At 33.0% G+C, this 16,219-nt stretch carries 21 protein-coding genes; 18 read left to right on the plus strand and 3 right to left on the minus strand.

What is annotated here, in order from left to right:
* Positions 1-11: 11 nt before the first annotated feature.
* Positions 12-341, plus strand: coding sequence for a roadblock/LC7 domain-containing protein (locus ACFFLS_RS00630; RefSeq protein WP_379689075.1), 330 nt, complete (start codon positions 12-14; stop codon positions 339-341).
* A gap of 18 nt (positions 342-359) precedes the next feature.
* Positions 360-734 (plus strand): hypothetical protein, encoded by a 375-nt coding sequence (locus ACFFLS_RS00635; RefSeq protein ID WP_379683805.1) that lies wholly within the window; start codon positions 360-362, stop codon positions 732-734.
* 79 nt (positions 735-813) lie between these two features.
* On the opposite strand, the gene ACFFLS_RS00640 is transcribed toward ACFFLS_RS00635, so the two are convergent.
* A complete protein-coding gene (locus tag ACFFLS_RS00640) occupies positions 814-1,590 on the minus strand; it encodes an alpha/beta fold hydrolase (protein ID WP_379683804.1) in 777 nt (258 codons plus the stop codon).
* 140 nt (positions 1,591-1,730) lie between these two features.
* Between ACFFLS_RS00640 and ACFFLS_RS00645 the strand changes: the two genes are divergently transcribed.
* Positions 1,731-2,087, plus strand: a complete 357-nt coding sequence (locus ACFFLS_RS00645) for a hypothetical protein (RefSeq protein ID WP_379683803.1) — start codon at positions 1,731-1,733, stop codon at positions 2,085-2,087.
* Between the two features lie 89 nt (positions 2,088-2,176).
* Entirely contained in the window at positions 2,177-2,695 is a 519-nt protein-coding gene (locus tag ACFFLS_RS00650) for a ferritin (protein WP_184159361.1), read from the plus strand.
* Between the two features lie 413 nt (positions 2,696-3,108).
* On the opposite strand, the gene ACFFLS_RS00655 is transcribed toward ACFFLS_RS00650, so the two are convergent.
* Complete coding sequence (locus tag ACFFLS_RS00655; protein WP_379683802.1) at positions 3,109-4,401, minus strand: aminopeptidase P family protein; 1,293 nt, start codon at positions 4,399-4,401, stop codon at positions 3,109-3,111.
* Between the two features lie 460 nt (positions 4,402-4,861).
* On the opposite strand from ACFFLS_RS00655, the gene ACFFLS_RS00660 reads away from it, so the two are divergent.
* From ACFFLS_RS00660 to ACFFLS_RS00705, 10 genes are all read left to right on the plus strand, one after another.
* Entirely contained in the window at positions 4,862-5,761 is a 900-nt protein-coding gene (locus tag ACFFLS_RS00660) for a hypothetical protein (RefSeq protein WP_379683801.1), read from the plus strand.
* 73 nt (positions 5,762-5,834) lie between these two features.
* Entirely contained in the window at positions 5,835-6,317 is a 483-nt protein-coding gene (locus tag ACFFLS_RS00665; protein WP_379683800.1) for a hypothetical protein, read from the plus strand.
* 365 nt (positions 6,318-6,682) lie between these two features.
* Positions 6,683-7,291 (plus strand): hypothetical protein, encoded by a 609-nt coding sequence (locus ACFFLS_RS00670; RefSeq protein ID WP_379683799.1) that lies wholly within the window; start codon positions 6,683-6,685, stop codon positions 7,289-7,291.
* A gap of 9 nt (positions 7,292-7,300) precedes the next feature.
* Entirely contained in the window at positions 7,301-7,678 is a 378-nt protein-coding gene (locus tag ACFFLS_RS00675; RefSeq protein ID WP_379683798.1) for a nuclear transport factor 2 family protein, read from the plus strand.
* A gap of 50 nt (positions 7,679-7,728) precedes the next feature.
* On the plus strand, positions 7,729-8,202 hold the full coding sequence (locus tag ACFFLS_RS00680) for a hypothetical protein (RefSeq protein ID WP_379683797.1): 474 nt from the start codon (positions 7,729-7,731) through the stop codon (positions 8,200-8,202).
* Between the two features lie 95 nt (positions 8,203-8,297).
* Entirely contained in the window at positions 8,298-8,669 is a 372-nt protein-coding gene (locus ACFFLS_RS00685; RefSeq protein ID WP_379683796.1) for a hypothetical protein, read from the plus strand.
* Positions 8,670-8,759: 90 nt separating this feature from the next.
* Positions 8,760-9,521 (plus strand): LytTR family transcriptional regulator DNA-binding domain-containing protein, encoded by a 762-nt coding sequence (locus ACFFLS_RS00690; protein ID WP_379683795.1) that lies wholly within the window; start codon positions 8,760-8,762, stop codon positions 9,519-9,521.
* A gap of 67 nt (positions 9,522-9,588) precedes the next feature.
* Positions 9,589-9,960: a hypothetical protein gene (locus tag ACFFLS_RS00695; protein ID WP_379683794.1), complete on the plus strand. Its 372-nt coding sequence runs from the start codon at positions 9,589-9,591 to the stop codon at positions 9,958-9,960.
* A gap of 59 nt (positions 9,961-10,019) precedes the next feature.
* A complete protein-coding gene (locus ACFFLS_RS00700; protein ID WP_379683792.1) occupies positions 10,020-10,205 on the plus strand; it encodes a hypothetical protein in 186 nt (61 codons plus the stop codon).
* Positions 10,206-10,617: 412 nt separating this feature from the next.
* Positions 10,618-11,637, plus strand: coding sequence for a hypothetical protein (locus ACFFLS_RS00705; RefSeq protein ID WP_379683791.1), 1,020 nt, complete (start codon positions 10,618-10,620; stop codon positions 11,635-11,637).
* A gap of 858 nt (positions 11,638-12,495) precedes the next feature.
* On the opposite strand, the gene ACFFLS_RS00710 is transcribed toward ACFFLS_RS00705, so the two are convergent.
* A complete protein-coding gene (locus tag ACFFLS_RS00710) occupies positions 12,496-12,852 on the minus strand; it encodes a hypothetical protein (RefSeq protein ID WP_379683790.1) in 357 nt (118 codons plus the stop codon).
* A 180-nt stretch (positions 12,853-13,032) separates the two neighbouring features.
* On the opposite strand from ACFFLS_RS00710, the gene ACFFLS_RS00715 reads away from it, so the two are divergent.
* The 4 genes from ACFFLS_RS00715 to ACFFLS_RS00730 all read left to right on the plus strand — a co-directional run bounded on the left by ACFFLS_RS00715 (position 13,033) and on the right by ACFFLS_RS00730 (position 16,015).
* A complete protein-coding gene (locus tag ACFFLS_RS00715) occupies positions 13,033-13,383 on the plus strand; it encodes a hypothetical protein (protein ID WP_379683789.1) in 351 nt (116 codons plus the stop codon).
* A gap of 142 nt (positions 13,384-13,525) precedes the next feature.
* A complete protein-coding gene (locus tag ACFFLS_RS00720; RefSeq protein WP_379683788.1) occupies positions 13,526-14,299 on the plus strand; it encodes a hypothetical protein in 774 nt (257 codons plus the stop codon).
* A 50-nt stretch (positions 14,300-14,349) separates the two neighbouring features.
* The gene (locus ACFFLS_RS00725) at positions 14,350-15,165 is read left to right on the plus strand and encodes a hypothetical protein (protein ID WP_379683787.1); all 816 of its coding nucleotides are present in this window, start codon (positions 14,350-14,352) and stop codon (positions 15,163-15,165) included.
* 52 nt (positions 15,166-15,217) lie between these two features.
* Positions 15,218-16,015: a hypothetical protein gene (locus ACFFLS_RS00730; RefSeq protein WP_379683786.1), complete on the plus strand. Its 798-nt coding sequence runs from the start codon at positions 15,218-15,220 to the stop codon at positions 16,013-16,015.
* The last annotated feature ends 204 nt before the right edge of the window (positions 16,016-16,219 follow it).

Here is a 16,219-nt window from a genome sequence, read left to right on the forward strand (position 1 = left end):
TAAAAATGTTAATGAACGTTATGATTGATTTAAATACGCTGGTAGAGGAGACGGGTGCTGAATCTGGATTAAGTTTTAATATTGATGGAATTTTACTTGATTCTGTCAATTTGGAGTACGACGGAAATGTGGCGGCTATGATTGGGATGATTTTAAAGATGTGTCTTGAAATGTCTGAAGATGTAAACAACGGAGATCTTAGACAAGTTATGATTAAAAATAATGACGGAATTGTAGTGGCAAATAAAGACAATGAGGATAACTGTATTGCACTACTTTCTAAAGATATTAGTAAAATGGGTCTTTTGCTTCGCAAAATGGATACTGTTTTCAATAATTAATTTAAACCAAATTTTTACATGTCAGATTTTTTACAAAACTTTCAAAACGATCTAAAAGAAAATATTAAAGGATTTATTGCTGTTTCGGTAACAGAAGTTGAAACAGGTATGGCTTATTGCTCTTTGACTGTTAATCCGGATTTTGACCCGGAATTAGCATCTGCTTACAATTTAGAAGTTGTAAAAGCTAAAATGAATGCTATTAAAGCTTTAGGATTGGATCAAAAAATCAATGATATTTTAATTTCATTAAGCGATCAGTTGCACATTATTGATGTGTCTGAGGATGGAAGATATTTTATCTACTTAGCTGTAGATGCTACAAAAGCAAATTTAGGATTGACAAGAGCTATTTTGTCTAAATACAAAAAAGATATTACTTCGAAGTTATAAAGATATTTGCCCCCAAGAATGAGAAAAAGGCTGTTTCAAGATTATTTGAAATGGCCTTTTTCGATTTTGATATTTTCATTTATTCAAAGAACTTTGATAAGACTGATTTGAGCTCTTCTTTATTTTCGATATGACTCATATGACCGTCGTCAAAAGAAGCCAATTCGGCAGTGGTGTCTTCAATCTGTTCAATGCTTTCTTCATAGTTTAAGACGGGGTCTTTTTTTCCTAAAATCAGCAGAATTGGAAACAAGTTTTTGCGAACCAGTTCTTCTCTGTCTTTTCTTATTTTCATTCCTTCCAATGAGGCAATAATTCCTTGGAGCGGGGTTTTAAGAGCTTCTGATTTTGCTTTTTCGATTTCTGTCGCCAAACGTGCCCTGTTTTTTTCGCTGAATAGATTCGCTACAGCGAGACTTACAAAACCGGTATAATTCTGTTTTACTGTTTTTATCGCTCTGGTGCGGTTCAGTTTTTTCTCTTCGCTGTCTTCTTTAGCAGTTGAATTTAATAAAACTAATTTTTGAATTTTTTCCGGATACAATTCGGCAAAGGCCAAACCAACGTAACCGCCCATAGAATGCCCAAGAATAGTTGCTTTCTCGATTTTTAGATGTTCTAGGACTTGATTTACGGCATTGGCATTGTCTTCCATTTCATGAACATATCCCAAACATTCAGATTCGCCATGACCTAATAAATCGATTGTTACAACTCGATATTTTTCTGAAAACAGATTGACATATTCTGTCCACATTTTTTTGTTTTCAAGAAAACCGTGAAGTAAAACTATTGCTTTTCCATTTCCGGTATCGGAATAGGATATTTTTGTGTTTTTGTAAAGAGTCTGATTCAAAATGGAGATTTTATAGCAAAAATACGCTATTTTATCAGTCCTATAAAAAGCAAAATCATTTTGTTATTTTAAATTAGTCTTAATTATGTGTTTAATTGTTTTAAATTCTATATTTTTGCACCGTTATATATTTTATCAGAATGGCATTAGTTAGTGATTTGACCACCAAAGTATTATTTGAAACCGAAAAAGGATACAGTTATCAATGTGATTTGACCAATAGTATAGTTATCAATTTTGTTGATACAATGTCAAGTTACAAGATTCATGATTTTTTGATTTTTCAAAGAAAGGTCAATAGCGTTGACATTCTTAACATGTTATATGACTTGTCTGATCAGTCAGATGCACAATTGATTGAAACTACCAAGAGAAATTTTTCCAGAAATCTTACCATTTGCGAAATAGTGCAATTGAGAGATTTGTTAAACGGAACAAAATTTACACTCAACTTACATTCTATGCTTTGCAGTATTGCAAACGTCGAGCTTATTTAGATTCTTACTTAGATTAAATCCAAATTTTCAGGCATTTAGGGTGGTCTTCTTTAATTTGTGTAATTTTACACATCTAAAAATTAAAGATTATGAAAGATTTACTAAGAACACGTACTTCATTAGTTGAAGGTGTAGAAAATATATTGAACTTACAGGCAAAATTAGAAAGCGACGCTTCTAACAAATATTTAGCTATGGCTGCATGGTTGGATAGAAATGGTTATGCGAATACAGCATCTTATTTGTACAAGCAAGCCGAAGAAGAAAGAGAGCACTTTCTAAAAGTTTTCAAATATATTACAGACATGGGAGGGATTGCCGTTACGCCATCTATTCCAGAAGTGCAGCAGGAATTTGCTTCTTTGAGAGAAGTATTCGAAATTGCTTTACAAAACGAAATCGCAGTTACACAGGCTGTGAATAAAGTAATCGCAAAATGTAGAGCTGAAAACGATTATGCTACAGAAGATTTTATGATGTGGTATGTTGCTGAGCAGAGAGAAGAAGAGAAAAATGCAAGAAGAGCTTTAGAACTTTTTGATTTAATCGATGAAAATGAAGCTGCTGGTAAATTCCAATTGGACGTACAAATCTCAAAAATCGGATAATAACCGATTTATAAAATTAAAAAAGCCCTTAATATTTTTATTAAGGGCTTTTTTTATGTCTATTCATTCATCAGTTTTTAATCAGGTTAGGCTTCGGAGAAGCCAGATATTTATAGAAATTTATTTATTATAAACGATAAAAGCTCCGGAGCAGCGACATGTAGTTTTTTATATTCTTAATAGGATAATGCAATAAGTCGATTGGTAATGCGGATAAAGCAGATTTGCGTCGTAAAAACGCGGATTAAAACGGATTTTTTAATAATCTAACTAAAAATCTATATAGATAATCCGTTTTAATCCGCGTCTTCGCGTTAGCGAATCCGTACAATCTGCGTCTGATTAGGCGGATTTTCAAGAAATATCAATATAAAAAAAGGCTGTCCACTAATTTTGGACAGCCTTTGGTTTATTTACTCATTCATCAAGCTTTCAATCTCGTCAGCTTCAACAGGAATGTTTCTCATCAAATTGAAAGGTTCTCCTTTTTCCTGAACCACAACGTTATCTTCTAAACGGATTCCGAATTTTTCTGCTGGAATATAAATTCCTGGCTCAACTGTAAAAACCATATTCGCTTTCATTGGTTCGTGAAGCAGTCCGTAATCGTGCGTGTCTAGTCCCATGTGGTGAGACGTTCCGTGCATGAAATATTTCTTGTAAGCCGGCCATTCTGGATTTTCGTTCTGAACATCAGCTTTGTCTAATAAACCTAAACCTAGCAATTCAGAAGTCATGATTTTACCCACTTCAATATGATATTGTTTCCAAAGTGTTCCTGGAGTAAGCATTTTTGTAGCTTCGTTTTTAACTTTTAAAACCGCATTGTAAACCGCCTTCTGACGCTCTGTAAAACGTCCTGAAACCGGAATTGTTCTGGTCATGTCGCTTGAATAGTTGGCATATTCGGCAGCAACGTCTAACAACAATAAATCCCCGTCTTTACATTGCTGATTGTTTTCGATGTAATGCAAAACATTTGCATTGTTTCCAGAAGCGATAATTGGTGTATAAGCAAAACCTTTAGAACGGTTACGAATAAATTCGTGCGCTAATTCAGCTTCAACTTCATATTCGGTAACATTTGGTTTTACGAATCCTAATAATCTGCGGAAACCTTTTTCTGTAATATCGCAAGCATGCTGAATCAAATCGATTTCTTCGCTTTCTTTTACAGAACGAAGTCTTTGTAAAATTGGGTTGCTTTTTGCAACATTGTGCGCTGGATAACGCTCTTTCCACCATTTTACAAAACGAGCTTCACGGGTTTCTGTTTCAACAGTTGCACGATAATGTTCGTTGGTGTTGATGTACATCGTATCGGCGTACGTCATCATTTCGTTCAAAACTTTATGAAAATCCTGCAACCAATAAACGGTTCTAATTCCCGAAACCTGAAAAGCACGTTCTTTAGTCAGTTTTTCGCCTTCCCAAACTGCAATATGGTCGTTGGTTTCTCTTAAAAAAAGAATTTCTCTTTGGCTTTCATAAGGCGCATCTGGGAACAAAAGCAAAACGCTTTCTTCCTGATCGACACCGCTTAGATAAAAAATATCTCTGTGTTGTGCAAACGGCAAAGTACTGTCGGCACTAATTGGGTAAATGTCATTGGAATTGAACACGGCAACCGAATTAGGTTTCATTTCTGCCATGAATTTTTTGCGGTTTTTTATAAAAAGAGCGCTGTTTATTTGATGATATTTCATAATTGTTTCGTTTTTGAACTTTGAATTTCAAAATTACGTTTTTTACGGAAACAGCATGAAATTGATTTATTAAAGTTTTCTTATTTGTTTTTTTGTTTTGCCACGAAGGCGCTAAGGCACTACGTTTTTTCTTTAAATCATAATGGAATAATCTTGTAAAGTCGCTAAAGCCCAAAGTGTTTTTACCCAATATTGTCATTTCGACGAAGGAGAAATCTCCACAAGTGACTCGACAAAGATTGAGAAAAAACTTAGCAACTTAAAATTTTTAAAATAATGGCGTGTCCCTCCGGGTCGGGCTTTCGGCTATATCTTTTATTCCGCTCCGCTTCACAAAAGGATACCGCCTTTATCCCTCACGCAAACTCGGTTTCATAAGAAGTTTCGTTTAGGAAATGAGTTTTAAATTGTATTAATTTGTATGTTGTTGTTTTGAGAAAAACTAGTAAAACTTACATTAATGATTCAAAAAATAATAAATAGAGTTCTAAATAAACAAAAGTCAATTTACATTGCAGAAACACAAATTCGTTTTAATGGAGAGAAATATTATGAAGATATAATTGAGACACAAATTACTAACAAGGAAACGTTAATAGGATTAGGTAGAGGAGTTGAATTGGTTTTCGAAAACGGAAAACCCTTAAAAGCGTATCAATATTATGAAGAAATGCAAAGATTGACTGTTTATTCGCGAATTAAAGAACGAGAGTTACAACCTGATGAAAAACAATATAAATTACCAGCTTTTAAGATTAATTATATTTTGAAATTTGAGGAAAACCCAAATGGATTTCATCAACTAGGAGGTAATTTTTCGAATGAATTCAAGGTTCCAATTAATAATTGTTGTGTCCCTTTTCAATATTTAGGTTTTATTAATAATGAAGATGAAAATTTTAAATGGTTACCGTTTAAATTGCATTTAACCTGTCCTATTTATTTGAATTTTGAACAAATTTTTCTTGATTATTCAGATGATTCATCTCCGGTTATTTTAAATTTAGAAGATGTTGAAATTTGTGACACATCTTTCAATGAAGTTAAAAAAGATTCTGTGATAATTTTTGAAGAGCAAAGATTTGATTTCAAAAAAAGTGTTGAGTATTCAGGTATTATAGATTCAGGGATGCCAAATTGGATGCAGGGACAATATATTCCTACATGTCCAAAATCTGGAAGAAAAATGAAATTTTTATGTCAATTGCACAATGGCCCAAAAATGAAAAGTTCTAATATAGTTCCTGAAGGCGATTGGAATAAAAATTATTTTGATGAATTAAATTTTTGTGGAGCAGATCTTTATGTTTTTTTTGAACCAATATCTAAGGTCGCTTGTTATTTTGTTCAATACACTTAATAGCGTAAATTTTCAATTCATTTCAGTAACAATTTTCCTATCTTTAAAACCTCACCAAATAAATAACAACCAAATGGGATTTAATTTTTCAGGAATTGCAATTAATAAAAATTACAAGGATAACTTCGAAGAACTTCAGGAAAAACTGGGATGGACTTTAGAAAAGACAGAAGAAATTGATTTTGAAACCGCATCTGCAAATTGGAAAGACGAAGGAATCTGTGATGTTAGTTTTGATGAAAATGCTACTTTGCTTTTTGTAAGCATGGATCGCTGTACAAATCTCCATTATCTAGAAGACGCGGCTGTTTTTACTTTTGCGCTTTCAGAAACTTCGATGGCTTTTTATCTTGGCTACAGCGAAAACGGAGAAGAAAAACGTGAAATTATGGAAGTAGAAGACGATAGAGTGACCGATGACGGCGAACCACTCAAAGCCGAAGAAAACGAAGACGATACCTCTGAAGTAATCTGGAATATGATCGGAGAAGTCTTGGGAGAAGATTTCTGGTCGAGAGCACATGACGAAAAAGCGTATCGATACATTTTTAAATAAAGTATAAAAAAACATATAAAAAAACCGAAGCTTTTGAAATTTCAAAAGCTTCGGTTTTTTATAATTAAAATACAATTTTTCTCACTGTTCCATTGGTTTTGAGTTTAGAATTGTGTAATCTTGATGTTCAAAAAATCAAAAAGAATGGAATCAATATGTTCAAAAATACAAACTGAAATTTGAGCGTTTTGGTTTGAATGAATATTGTTAACGAAGAATGAAGGAAAGTATTCACCTCGCTAGCGCGAGCGTCCCGCTCGTGAACACAACTATACGTGCACGAGCGGGACGCTCGCGCTAGCGGGGCTCAAAAATACAAACTGAAATTTGAGCGTTTTGGTTTGAATGAATATTGTTAACGAAGAATGAAGGAAAGTATTCAAATACTAAGAAGCAAAATCTCACTTCCTTTAAGCGAAGCAATTCGTCTTTTAAAGAAAAATAATGGTGATGTTTTACTTTCGGAGCAAGATTTTCATAATGAAAACATTTGTGAGATTGCTGAAAAAACAGAATGCGATAAAGAAACTGCAAAAAAAGAGTACCAAATTTGCAATTACGATGTGACAAAAGCGATTGAAAGAATCAATCAAAAGCCAGTTGTTATAGCAACAGGAAATAATCCTGTTTCGAAAATCGGTTTTATTTTATGGCCAGAAAATACAAAAGGAGAATTTTATAAAACAGAAAAAAGAAACGATGTTTTTATTTCGACAGAAGATTTTGAGCTTGTTTTAAAAGCTTTCGAATCGGTTTTTCCAATAAAAAATCCTTTTAATAATAACATTGAAGATAAATTTGACAAAATTGGACATAACTTTTTTGACAATAAAATCTGCGAGGAAATTGTGAAAAAGATAAATCTGATAAAAACGGATGATGAAAATGTGAAAACTTTTCTAGAAGAAGTAAAAAACTGGCTCAATGATAAGTTGGCTTACGCTGATTGTATTGTGGTTTATGGTAATTTATAAATAATTGTTATGACAAAAAGAGAAAAAATAATTGGAAATTATGTTGAAGGGTATAATCAATTTGATATTGATAAAATGATTGCTGATTTTGATGAAGCAATTATTTTTGAAAATGTTCAAAATGGAGAAATCAACATGACTTTAAACGGAATAAAAGAGTTTGTTTCTCAAGCCGAAAAAGCCAAAGAATATTTTTCGGCAAGAAAACAAACTATTACAGGATTCAGTCACGATGCGACTACAACAACAATCGAAATTGATTATCTGGCAATTCTAGCAATAGATTTCCCAAACGGATTAAAAGCTGGGCAGGAATTGAACTTAAAAGGAAAATCGGTTTTTGAGTTTTCAGGTGGTAAGATTATTAAGCTGACGGATGTTAGTTAGCATAAAATGCATCCATCTTAATTTATTTTTAGAGACAAACAATAATTTGTATGTATAAATCTATGGATGATAAATTGCAAAAGTATGTTGAGGAAAAATTGACCGTCGAGTTGCATAAAATAATCAACTCAAATCATCATCATCCTATTACCCAGTTAAATGAATTTGAAAAAACAATCATCTATCATTATACCGATTATGGTAATGATTCCTTAAATGAAAAATTAATTAATGGCTATAAAATGCCAGAATTTGGAAGATATTTAAACTATTCTCTTAATAAATTACCAAGTTATAAACTTCTTTGTTACAGAGCGATAATATGCAACAGATTAGATTTGCGAAAATATTATGATGCATTTGCAGATGATTCAGTTATTGTTGAAAAAAGTTTTTGGCCCTGCAGTAAGTCCAAGCTGATAGCGTTGACGTTTAGCGCGAGTCCGCTTTTCATAATAATATCTAAAAGAGGCAAAGACGTAGAAAAAATTAGTAAATTTGGAAGAGTTGGGGCTCAAAAATGAAAAAGAAGTCCTTTTCATGTCCGGTTCAAAATTTAAGGTGCTGGAAATTGAAGATGAAGCGGGAAAAATAAGAATAACGCTAGAAGAAGTTTGATATGGATTTAGTAAAAGAATATAAAGAGAAATCAAATTTTAAAGATGTAAAAGAAGTATCTGCTGTTTTAGCAACAGTTTTTACGGATCTTTTTGTACTCGGAACTATTAAGTCAGATTATAAAAGTAAACAGACTATTAGTAAAAAAGAAGATGTTAATTCTCGTACCATAAAACTATTAGAATACATTTTGTCTAATGATTTTGTGACTTCAAAAGAAACAAAACTAAAGGTCATAAAATTATTAGATGATTTAAACTATAGAAACGAAATACTCCATTTAATGGACGAATCTAATAATGCTGCTGAAGAAGATCTTAAAAAAACAGCAGAACAAATGGGACGAAAATTCATGTCGTCTGAGAAAAAATAAATCTACATGGCAATGTATTTTAAATTGTAACATAAAATCTTTTGAAATTCTATATTTTGCAGTTGAAAAAACTTCAGAATTTTGCGTTTTATGGGCAGAAAAACAATTGAAATGTGGAAACTAAATACATCAATAAAACATCATGTAATTATAGCTGTTCTCATCGGCTTATGGCTTTTTGTTTTTGCTTTTATCATAAAACCTTTTGACGACGGAACTATAAATTTCAGAGACTGGTTTTTTATCAGTTTTGGATTTAGTTTGATGGCGTTTTTGTGTTATAGTCTTTTGGCAATCGTCCAAAAAAGCTTTTACAAAAGAAAAGGAAAATGGAACCTGGCCTTAGAAATAGCAAGTTTTTTTCTTTTTTATTTATTGTATTTAATTGGTGTTTTTGCCTTTTATAAAAGTCCAATCTTAAACGGCGGTTATAGTTTTTCAGAATTTTTCTCCATAATATTTGTCAAAGTTGCGTTGATTTTAACTCCCTTAATTATTCTTGCCAGAACTTATCTCATAAAATTGATTCCAATAAAAGACGATAATTTACTGTTTAAAGGAGAAAACAAATTAGATATTCTAAAAATCAATAAAGCCGATTTGGTTTGTATTTCGAATGCCCAGAATTATGTTGAGATTTTTTATCTCGAAAACGAAAAATTACGCTCAAAACTAATTCGTTCTACGCTTAAAAAAGTTCAGGATGATTTTGAATTTTTGGTACAGATTCATCGTTCACATTTAATCAATCCGTTGCATTTTAAATCGTGGAGAAATCCAAATACCATTATTCTGACTCAAATCGAACTTCCGGTTTCTAAGAACTACAAAGAAGATTTACTGGCCCTGTAAAAAGAAGCAAAGAAAACATGAGAAGAATAAAAGTTGTATTTTCGCTCCATAATCCAAAACGTAAAGATTGAAAAAACATATAAAATACCTAATTACACTCTTTCTGACTTTTGTCGTGATTGCGGGCGATGGTACGTTGTATTCTCAATCTAAATCGGCGGAATATTATCAGTGTTCGTTTGTAGTTTCAAAAAGAGAATTAAATTTTAAAAGTTCTCGTTTATACAAATTTGGACAAATTTCTTCTTTTGGTAAAACAGGATTTTCAATTGTTTTGAATTTTCTTAAAACCGAAAAGGTTTTTACTTTTCAAATTAAAAAACTGCTGAAACTGCAAAATCTGCTTCATCAAAAACTAACGTCATTTATAAATCAATCTGTTTTTATAAATGAAATAATCACTTCACAACACTTCGGTAAAAGTTTATACAACGCTTAAGAAAATTTATTTCTAAGCACAGATGATACAATAATGTCTAATCATTTATCATTTTCAAAATGTATAAACAAAATAAAAATTCTCGTTTGGAGCCATCCAAGCGACCACTTCTTCATATAATAAAAAGAAAAATTGTAATTATAATAACAGCCTTTATGCTCGGAATGGCAAACGGAATGAATGCCGAAGATCGTTCAGTTAATGGAAGTTTTGTGCAAACAGAACAACAGGATAAAAAAGATTGATTTTTTAATTAGAAAATTAGTCAATGAAGTAATTAGAAAATTATTTTTATGTCCTGTGGTCTTTGCAGTGTATTATAGCCTATTTTATTACAAACAAAACTTCTTGAGACTAAGAGACTAATTAGACAAGTTTACTTTTGCCTGAAAAATGAAGAGCAAGGAAAATAGCAATCAGATTGTATTAAAGACGATGCAAAATGAGTGTTGATTTTTTTTGGCTGTATAAGTAAATCAATTCTTTGGGATTATTTATATGATATTTCTAATTACAATTAAAATAGAATGTAATATGCTAAATGATGAAGCCAAAAGTAATTACGATTTGCTTTCAATAATTAAAATCTGGAACAATTAACAATCGATAATATAATTAATAGTTTTTAAAATCTTCTAAATGAAAAAATATATAATCATGCTAGTAGTAATTCAAAGTGGAATTATGATGGCACAAACCAAAACAGTCGTAACCCAATATGGCGAACGAGTAACTATACATCCTAATGCAAATGACGGATTAACGGCTACTGATGGCTTTATTCAATTGGGAGGTGCCTTGACAAAGCCCTCAACTTTAACAACCACCTCAGATTATACACTTGCTATAAAAGGATTGCAGACAGGTTTGTCTACAGACAATATTTTGGTAACAGATGCAGATGGTATTCTAAAATTAATCAAAAAAAATGATCTGTCAAACGGCTGGCTATTAGATGGGAATACTAATGGAGCTTTAAAATCTGTAGGGACTAATGATAATTTTGATTTGCCTATTGAAACTAATGGAGCAGAAAGAATACGTGTTACTTCTGATGGACAATTACTTGTTAACACAACTGCTCCACTGGCAGGAGGAGCAACTGCCAAAGTGCAGATTAATAATGGTACAACTGCTGGTGCATTACAAATTAAAGATGGTACACAAGGAGATGGAAAAGTATTGACTAGTGATGCAAACGGATTATCTACGTGGCAGACAAGTAGAGTTGCTATTGTTGATGGAGTTAGACCCATAGGAAGAATTGATTTTGCTTCTAGTGGTAATAATCTTCTTAGCGGTTCTATCGATTTGCCTGTAGGGGATTGGCTTATAAATACTGGTTTTTTAATTAACCCTAAAACAGGTGTATCTAAACCGGTAATAAATTCTAATTATGCAGCAAGGTTAACTTTTTCTAGCAGTAATACGGATATAGTGACTACAGGATTTACTTATATAGGAAGTAATGCATCATTAAATACAATAAGTACAGGTTCAGCAACACCTTCATATGTAATGTTTGCAGCAGGTAGTTTTAGGGTTAGGAACACCAGTGGAGGGGTACTGAGATTGTATTTGTGGAATATGGGATCTGTCGGTGCTTTTGGAGGAACAGAAATAGGTTCAATAGCAAATAATGGAGAAAATTATATATACGCCATTGCTGTAAAGTAAAAAAGATTTTAGATTTTATAGAAATGATCACAATATGATGGAATAATTTAACAAACCAAATAGCACGGATTTGTAATACGTTCCTACAGTGATAAGTCAGGAGGAAAAAAAGCTACAAAACTTCGAGTTTGTAGCTTTTTTTGCAAAGTGCGGGTTTTAAAGTAAGAGAAAACAGCTGTCGCAGTTTTTTCTGCGAACTAATTCAGCTAAAACAAAAGAAGATCTAGTTCTATAAAAACAATCTTAAAAAGAAACTCTGATGGTACTTTCAAGAGTTCTTTTTTCTTAATACGTATAAGCTTCTCTGTTTCGGTCCTTTTGTGATGTGTTTGGGTTATTTAGTTAACCCTTTAGATTCATACGCTAAAAAAATATCCATTCTGATGTAAAATTTTAGGTTGAATAGCAAATCGTTTAGTTCTAGAGCCTAAAATTTTGATTATTTTACCTAGATGTTTGGTCATGCAACCGAAACACTTCATGATAAAGCCTAAAAGCTTCGTTGAAAAAGTATAATGTAGATTTGCTTCTTTTTTTAATTTCGAGGAATGCCTTTGACAAAGGTTTTACCTAATCTTGTCATTCTGAGGAACGAAGAATCATACAAGAAACTCTGCGTGCAAAATCAATAATCTTTATCGAATTCCGAGTGTGATTGCTTCGCCAGTTCGCTATCGCTCGTGTCTTCGTTCCTCAGAATGACAAACTGTTGTGTGTAGTTGCTTGCTAAACCTTAGAGACTCTGCATGCTAGATTGTCGATCTTTGTAGAGTTTCTACTGTGATTTCTCCTTTCAGTCGAAATGACAAACTGTTCGAAAAAAAGCCGAAGCATTTTGCTTCGGCTTTTTGTTATGTGCTAGATATTGGCAATTTTTTCTTCCAGATATAAAATCTGTTTTTTCATGCTTTCAATGGTTTCTTTTCTAGATTCTGCTAATTCTTTATAATTTATAGATGTCTCTGTAATTTGTGGTTCAGATAAATGACTATTTTCATTTTTAATCATTGGACCTTCGTTTTTTATCAACCATTCACAATTGTATTTGGGATAAATTTCAACAATTTTAGAAATCCATTTTGATTGAATATCACTGTTATTCGCAATAGCTCTTGATAAAACTCCTTTGCTGGCGCCTATTATCAGCTCCAGCTTTGAAATAGTTATACCTTCGTTATCTGCTATGTATTTGAAATTTTTCAATATATTGTTCATTTTGTAGGATAATTATCATAAATAATTTGCTAGTTTTGAAAATTATCATACATTTGTTTCAAATTTTAAAACAAAAAAAGCAATGGACAAAAGTAAAACAAAAAATTACAAATCCTATGATTCTACTGTGCTAGAAGCCTTGTTTTTAAAATATAAGGTTTCAAAATATTACATCCGCCAATGTATAAACGGAACAGTACAGGGGGTAAAACCCGACAATATCAAAAGGGATTACGTAACAATGGAGAAGGCAAACAAGGAAACCGTTCTAAATCTTGTGAGAAAGACAATGGATTAGTACAAAATCGTAAAACAAAAAGCGCGATGAATAAAAGCAGAAAAGCAAAATCGAGTTATAATCGAGATATTATAAAGATGATACAAAACAAGTACAGATGTACTCCCGATTACATAAGAAAATCTATTCGTGGCGATCGCGTTGGGAGTATTTCAATTCTGATAAGAGAAGAATACGAAAGGCTGAATGACAAAGTTGTACAAGTTATAAACATCGAGGCACAAAAACTATAGTTAGATAAACGGGCATTTCTTTAAACTCGTTCTTCATTACCAAAATTACTTTCCTTCCAAAAACAAATTTCTTCCCAAAAACAAATTTACACCCAAACAAATACCACACTAGTACAATTATTAATTTTTAAATTCATGTAAAATGAAGAAAATTACACTCTTGCTATTGGTAATTCAAAGCGGGATTATGATGGCGCAAAAGACTATACTAGCTCCTACTGGGCAAAAAATCACGATTCATCCCAATGTAAACAATGGTCTTACTGCTACTGATGGCGTCATACAACTGGGCGGTACTTTAGTTAAACCTACAACTATAACCACCAGTGCTACAAATACTCTTGCAATTAAAAATCTTACAGCCAGTACCGATGCCAGTGATGCCCCTATAGTAGTTGCGGCAGATGGCACTCTTAAAAAAGGAGCTTTCCCACCAATTGATATAGTTCCTACGGATATGGGAACTGTAATTGCTGTAGATGGCAAGCTCGAAACAGCACAAGAAATTACGGTAAAGCTTAGAGAAGATTATCCTATTGGCTCTACTGACAACTCAAACAGGGTAGTAGGCAAACTTACTGCTGTAACCGATACCGATAACACCTTTGTAACCAGCGATACCAGCAATTCCTTTACTGTAACTACAACTGGTTTGTATACGGTTTACATAAATACTATGTTTTATAATACAAGTGGTACCGCGGGAGGTAATCCGGCTATAGGAGTATGGTGTAATACCGACAATGTTTGGGTAGCACGTAACACCTATGCTTTAAGTGATGTAAACATGAACACGACCTTGATTACTACCATAACTATGTCTGCAGGCAAAACCTATTCGTTTAGGGCGTCCTGTGGTTATGCAACAGGTGCTTTAAGGGCAGAATTCACTTATTATTCCATTAAAAGATTATAACCAAAAAAGATAGCGTACTTCTTTTAAGTATCGAATTAAAACAAAGTAAAATGAAAAAAATAGTATATCTGATTTTGTTACTTCAGATTGGAGTAATAAACGCCCAAACCAAAACCGCAGTATCTCCTTATGGTGAAAAAATTACGGTTAATACCAGTGCCAATAACGGACTTACTAATAACAATGGCACTCTGGAACTGAATGGTGAATTAATAAAACCTACATCTATTGCGACAACCGCAGTAAATACGCTGAAATTAAACGGCCTTACCGACAGTACCGACAGCAACGATAAGCCTATTGCAGTAACAGCAGACGGCATTATAAAAAAGACTGCTTTTCCTGTTATCAATATTTTGCCTACCGATATAGGTACGGTGATTACACTAAACGGCAAACTCGAAGTAGCACAGGAAATCTCTGCTCTTCTGACAACAAATTTTCCTATTGGCACCAGTAGTCCTGCTGTAAAAGTAATTCCTAATATAACCAATGTCTTGATAGATAATAAAGGCACTTTTGCAAGTGACGGTACCGGCAATTCGTTTACTGTAACTGCAGATGGTCTTTATGCGGTAACTATTAATACACAAGTTGTTAATACAAATACTGTACAAGGCGGAAATCCTTCGATAGGGATATGGTGTAATACTGATAACCAGTGGCTGTGCAAAATAAATAACCAAACTGGAAACGATTCTAAGATCAATCTTACATTACTTAACTCAGTTCCAAAGTCTTCCTCCAAAACTTATTCGTTTAGAGCGGGTTATTCTACCAATACAACAGCAACAATTATGGCTCTTAATTCAGGGGGTACTGGTAACGGTCCTGTTACTTACTTTTCAGTCAAAAGGGTAAAATAGGTACAAGAGTTGATTTTAAAAATAAAATTCAAAAGCATTAAAATTTATATCTATGAAAGTAAAAAAACTTTTGCGCCTGTGGTTTCTTTTTCTGAGCGCGATTAGTATGGCGCAAAGTCCTGTCGGAATAAGTCCAAATGGTGAAAAAATCCCTTTAATACCTTATACAGATAACGGCATAACTGCCAGTGCTGGATTTATGGGGCTGGACGGTAATCTTAGTAAACCTACCGCTGTTATTACTAGCGAAAATAACACACTTGGTTTAAGTGGTCTGCAGGTTAGCGCTAATACCAGTGATAGTCCTATTGTTGTAGATGCAGATGGTATTTTGAAAAAAGGTAGTTTTCCGCTTATTAATATTACACCCTCAAACCGAGGAACTGTAATGGCAATTAATGGCAAGTTAGAAGTAGCCCAGGAAATTACGGCAAAGCTGGCAACAAATTTTTTTCTTAGTACTTCAGGTACAGCTGTGAAAATTGGCAATTTATCCAATGTCTTAATAGATAATACCAATAATTTTACCAGCAGTAGTACGGCTAATTCAGTTAAAGTAACTACAGATGGTGTTTACCTGGTTCATATGAATTTTGCTATCCTAAATGCATATGCTGTCACCATTGGTATTTGGTGCGATACAGACAATAAATGGGTAGCCCGTATCAACAATTTTGAAACTGTTAGTAAAACAACATTAACACTTATTACTGCTATTCCAATGTATGCCTCTAAAATCTATTCTTTTAGGGTGGCTCCAAGTGGGAATGGTATGACCTTAGAAGCAGTCAGCGCTACCAGTGAGGGTAATAGCCCAACAGGTTTTGTTTCTCTTAAAAGGTTGAAGTAGAATAACGATAGTGCAAGACAATAAGGCTTTTGCGTAGATTTTTAGTAGCAATCTGTGCTGAGCAGAAAGACCGAAACTTTTGTTTCGGTTTTTTTTAGCACAATCTTGTCTTTTCGATTGTGTAAGTCTTTGATTTTTAACTCATTTTTTTTGTAGTAAAATATCTTTAAATAGTTAGTAGGTTATTTTGAAAGTTTTATATTT

This window comes from Flavobacterium procerum, from assembly GCF_042431625.1.
GTDB lineage: Bacteria > Bacteroidota > Bacteroidia > Flavobacteriales > Flavobacteriaceae > Flavobacterium > Flavobacterium procerum.

What these genes read in the sequence shown, in the direction of transcription:
- ACFFLS_RS00630 (WP_379689075.1), top strand. Translation starts at nt 12, where the DNA reads ATGAACGTTATGATTGATTTAAATACGCTGGTAGAGGAGACGGGTGCT.
- ACFFLS_RS00635 (WP_379683805.1), top strand. Translation starts at nt 360, where the DNA reads ATGTCAGATTTTTTACAAAACTTTCAAAACGATCTAAAAGAAAATATT.
- ACFFLS_RS00645 (WP_379683803.1), top strand. Translation starts at nt 1,731, where the DNA reads ATGGCATTAGTTAGTGATTTGACCACCAAAGTATTATTTGAAACCGAA.
- ACFFLS_RS00650 (WP_184159361.1), top strand. Translation starts at nt 2,177, where the DNA reads ATGAAAGATTTACTAAGAACACGTACTTCATTAGTTGAAGGTGTAGAA.
- ACFFLS_RS00655 (WP_379683802.1), bottom strand. Translation starts at nt 4,401, where the DNA reads ATGAAATATCATCAAATAAACAGCGCTCTTTTTATAAAAAACCGCAAA.
- ACFFLS_RS00660 (WP_379683801.1), top strand. Translation starts at nt 4,862, where the DNA reads ATGATTCAAAAAATAATAAATAGAGTTCTAAATAAACAAAAGTCAATT.
- ACFFLS_RS00665 (WP_379683800.1), top strand. Translation starts at nt 5,835, where the DNA reads ATGGGATTTAATTTTTCAGGAATTGCAATTAATAAAAATTACAAGGAT.
- ACFFLS_RS00670 (WP_379683799.1), top strand. Translation starts at nt 6,683, where the DNA reads ATGAAGGAAAGTATTCAAATACTAAGAAGCAAAATCTCACTTCCTTTA.
- ACFFLS_RS00675 (WP_379683798.1), top strand. Translation starts at nt 7,301, where the DNA reads ATGACAAAAAGAGAAAAAATAATTGGAAATTATGTTGAAGGGTATAAT.
- ACFFLS_RS00680 (WP_379683797.1), top strand. Translation starts at nt 7,729, where the DNA reads ATGTATAAATCTATGGATGATAAATTGCAAAAGTATGTTGAGGAAAAA.
- ACFFLS_RS00685 (WP_379683796.1), top strand. Translation starts at nt 8,298, where the DNA reads ATGGATTTAGTAAAAGAATATAAAGAGAAATCAAATTTTAAAGATGTA.
- ACFFLS_RS00690 (WP_379683795.1), top strand. Translation starts at nt 8,760, where the DNA reads ATGGGCAGAAAAACAATTGAAATGTGGAAACTAAATACATCAATAAAA.
- ACFFLS_RS00700 (WP_379683792.1), top strand. Translation starts at nt 10,020, where the DNA reads ATGTATAAACAAAATAAAAATTCTCGTTTGGAGCCATCCAAGCGACCA.
- ACFFLS_RS00705 (WP_379683791.1), top strand. Translation starts at nt 10,618, where the DNA reads ATGCTAGTAGTAATTCAAAGTGGAATTATGATGGCACAAACCAAAACA.
- ACFFLS_RS00710 (WP_379683790.1), bottom strand. Translation starts at nt 12,852, where the DNA reads ATGAACAATATATTGAAAAATTTCAAATACATAGCAGATAACGAAGGT.
- ACFFLS_RS00715 (WP_379683789.1), top strand. Translation starts at nt 13,033, where the DNA reads ATGTATAAACGGAACAGTACAGGGGGTAAAACCCGACAATATCAAAAG.
- ACFFLS_RS00720 (WP_379683788.1), top strand. Translation starts at nt 13,526, where the DNA reads ATGAAGAAAATTACACTCTTGCTATTGGTAATTCAAAGCGGGATTATG.
- ACFFLS_RS00725 (WP_379683787.1), top strand. Translation starts at nt 14,350, where the DNA reads ATGAAAAAAATAGTATATCTGATTTTGTTACTTCAGATTGGAGTAATA.
- ACFFLS_RS00730 (WP_379683786.1), top strand. Translation starts at nt 15,218, where the DNA reads ATGAAAGTAAAAAAACTTTTGCGCCTGTGGTTTCTTTTTCTGAGCGCG.